Annotated in this window: 3 protein-coding genes and 1 pseudogene; 1 reads left to right on the top strand and 3 read right to left on the bottom strand. The window is 73.5% G+C overall.

Annotated features, from left to right (window positions below):
• A partial coding sequence (locus G3I65_RS17315) for a CoA transferase (RefSeq protein ID WP_160697033.1) occupies positions 1 to 937 on the top strand: 937 nt, incomplete at its 5' end.
• 495 nt (positions 938 to 1,432) lie between these two features.
• Here the strand turns inward: G3I65_RS17315 and G3I65_RS17320 are convergent.
• The 3 genes and pseudogenes from G3I65_RS17320 to G3I65_RS17330 all read right to left on the bottom strand — a co-directional run.
• Positions 1,433 to 1,771 (bottom strand): hypothetical protein, encoded by a 339-nt coding sequence (locus tag G3I65_RS17320; RefSeq protein ID WP_160697034.1) that lies wholly within the window; start codon positions 1,769 to 1,771, stop codon positions 1,433 to 1,435.
• Positions 1,768 to 2,568 (bottom strand): DUF692 domain-containing protein, encoded by an 801-nt coding sequence (locus tag G3I65_RS17325; RefSeq protein WP_160697035.1) that lies wholly within the window; start codon positions 2,566 to 2,568, stop codon positions 1,768 to 1,770. The genes G3I65_RS17320 and G3I65_RS17325 overlap by 4 nt, the downstream gene beginning before the upstream one ends.
• Positions 2,561 to 2,792, bottom strand: a pseudogene (locus G3I65_RS17330) (TIGR04222 domain-containing membrane protein); the annotation flags it as partial. The gene G3I65_RS17325 and the pseudogene G3I65_RS17330, both read right to left, overlap by 8 nt.

Here is a 2,792-nt window from a genome sequence, read left to right on the forward strand (position 1 = left end):
GGTCGCGGGACGGCCCGCGCGCGAGATCGAGCACGCGGTGGTGTCCGCCGGGGGAGCGGCCGCCGAGCTGCGTTCGCCGGAGGAGTGGGCCGCGCACCCGCAGGGGGCCGCGGTGGCTTCGCTGCCACTGGTTTCGCTGGAGCCGGTGGGTGCGGCGCCGAAACGGACGTTCTTCTACTCGGACCGGCCCATGGGCGGCGTCCGGGTGCTGGAGCTGACCCACGTGCTCGCGGGTCCGGTGGCCGGCCGGGTCCTGGCCGCGCACGGCGCCGACGTCCTGCACGTGGGTGCCGCGCACCTGCCGCGCGTCGAAGCCCTGGTGCGGGATACCGGGCAGGGCAAGCGATCGACGTTCGTCGCCCTGGACACCGAGGGCGGCCGGGCGCGGTTGAAGAAGCTGATCAGCCGGGCGGACGTGCTGGTCCAGTCCTTCCGGCCGGGCGCGCTGGAGCGCATCGGGTTCGGCCCCGCGGAGCTGGCCGAGCTGCGGCCGGGCCTGGTGATCGCGGACCTGAGCGCGTACGGCTGGGAAGGCCCGTGGGCGCGTCGGCGTGGGTTCGACAGCCTGGTGCAGATGTCGAACGGGATGGCTTTCGGCGCGGAAGAGCCGTCGCCGTTGCCGGTCCAGGCGCTGGACCACGCGACGGGCTGGCTCGCGGCGGCGGCGGTCATGACGGCGGTCCACCGCCAGCTCGTGGACGGCGGAACGTGGCGCGCGCGCCTGTCGCTGGCGGGCACCGGCCGCTGGCTGGATTCGCTGGGGCGCAAGGATCCCGCGGGCGCCGAGGTCGACTACAGCGACCTGATGGAGGACGCGGACAGCGGCTACGGCCGGCTGACGCGGGTCCGGATGGCGGGCGGCCTGCCAGGCGCGCAGCCCCACTGGGACTTCGGGACGCGACTGCCGGGAGTCGACAAACCGACCTGGACCCCCTGACGCAGGGCCCCGCCCGTCCCTGGGGGCAGGCCCCGCTGCCAGCTTACCGGCACCCCCCGACGAAACCCCCTGGTTGAGCTGGGTTGTCCACAGGCCGGCCCGGTTGTGGATGAGCGGCGCCGGGGGCATGGGCGAGTGGCGGGCCCGGTGAAGCGACTTGCCCGGCGAGGCCGCGGAAATCGGGGCGGGGATGTAGTGAATGACTCATTCATGTCGTCCGACGACATGAATGAGTCATTCACTACGTTCGGGCCCGGGCCCCGGCAAAGTCGGGCAGCACGGCCGATCCGCCCAGCCGCGATGTCATGAAAGGGTCGTTCATCTCGCCAGACGACATGAATGACCCTTTCATGACATCCCCGCGACGCCGGGCAGGCCACGCGGCCGACCTGCGGCCGGTCACCGGCTCGCCGGCGCGACTTTGCCGGGACCCTGTCGTGGGAGGTCCTGAATGACTCATTCAAGACACCTGCCGGGCACCGCCGTCGAAGCCGATCAGCGGCGCCGCAACCTGTCCCGCAACCCCCGCCGGGGCTTCGGCAAGTGCCCACCCGCGATCAGCCACGTCACGAACTCGTCCGCGTACGCCCCCGACCGTTCCGCCGCGAGCTTCGGCCGCGCCGCGCTGAACTCCGCGAACAACGGCCCGTACCGCTCACCCAGCGCCTCCGCCAGCTCAGGCCGCTGATACGCCAGCACCCGCCCGTGCTTGCGCCGCAGCACCGAAGCCTCCACCCGCAGCCGCGCCGGATCGAAGCCGGCGGGGGCCGGGCCGGAAGCCAGCAGCGCGTGCAGCAATTCCGCCTGCCGGGCCGCCAGCTCCTCGCGGCTCACACCGTCACCGCCGCGCGCAACGCCGCCAGTTCCGAGGCCAGCTCGGCGTCGCTCGGGTAGTCGTCGTCGCGCTCCAGCAGCACGCCGGGCGGGTCCGTCCGGCGCCGCAGCTCCGTCAGCAGCGAAAGCACCTCCGGCAGCACCGGGTGCGCGTGCGTGTCGTGGTAGACGCCGTCGCGCTCGATGCCGCCCGCCATGTGGACGTAGGCCAGGCGCTCCCACGGGATGCCGTCGAGGAACGCCGCCGGGTCGGTGCCGATGTTGCGGGCGTTGGCGTACAGGTTCGCGACGTCGATGATCAGCCGGCAGTCCGTCCGCTCGGTCAGCTCGGTGAGGAACTGCTCCTCGGTCAGCTCCGCGTCCGGCCACTCCAGCACCGCGGCGATGTTCTCCAGCGCGAACGGCACGTCCACGATGGACTGCGCCAGCCGGACGTTCGCCACCAGCACGTCGAGGGCCTCGCGCGTGCGGGGGAGCGGCATCAGGTGCCCGGAGTCGAGCCCGCCCGCGCGCACGAAGCACACGTGGTCGCTGACCAGCGGCGCGTCCACGGCCCGCGCGATCTCCGCCAGGTGCTGGACGCGGCCGGTGTCGAGCGGCTCGGCCCCGCCCAGCGACAGCGAGACGGCGTGCGGCAGCACCGGCATCCCCTTGCGCCGCAACGCCAGCAGCGTCTCCGGGAGGTGGTCGGCGTGCAGGTTCTCCGCGACCACCTCCACCCAGTCGACGCCCGGGAGCCGCGCGATGGACAGGTCCAGTTCGTGCCGCCAGCCGATCCCGATGCCCAGCTCACCCACCGCAACCCCCGCCGCCGCACGACGAACCGCACGAAGACCCGCTGCTGCACGACGAGCTCGAGCAGGACGAGCCGCTGCTGCACGACGAGCCGCCCGACGAACCGCCGCCGCCGAACGACGTCACCGGCGGGGTCAGCGCCGCGCCGAGCTCTTCGTCCGGGTACATCGCCCAGCCGCCCAGCGCCACCGCCGCCGCGGCGCCGCCGAGCAGCACGCCGCCCGCG

The organism is Amycolatopsis sp. SID8362 (assembly GCF_010550475.1).
In the GTDB taxonomy this organism is placed as follows: domain Bacteria; phylum Actinomycetota; class Actinomycetes; order Mycobacteriales; family Pseudonocardiaceae; genus Amycolatopsis; species Amycolatopsis eburnea.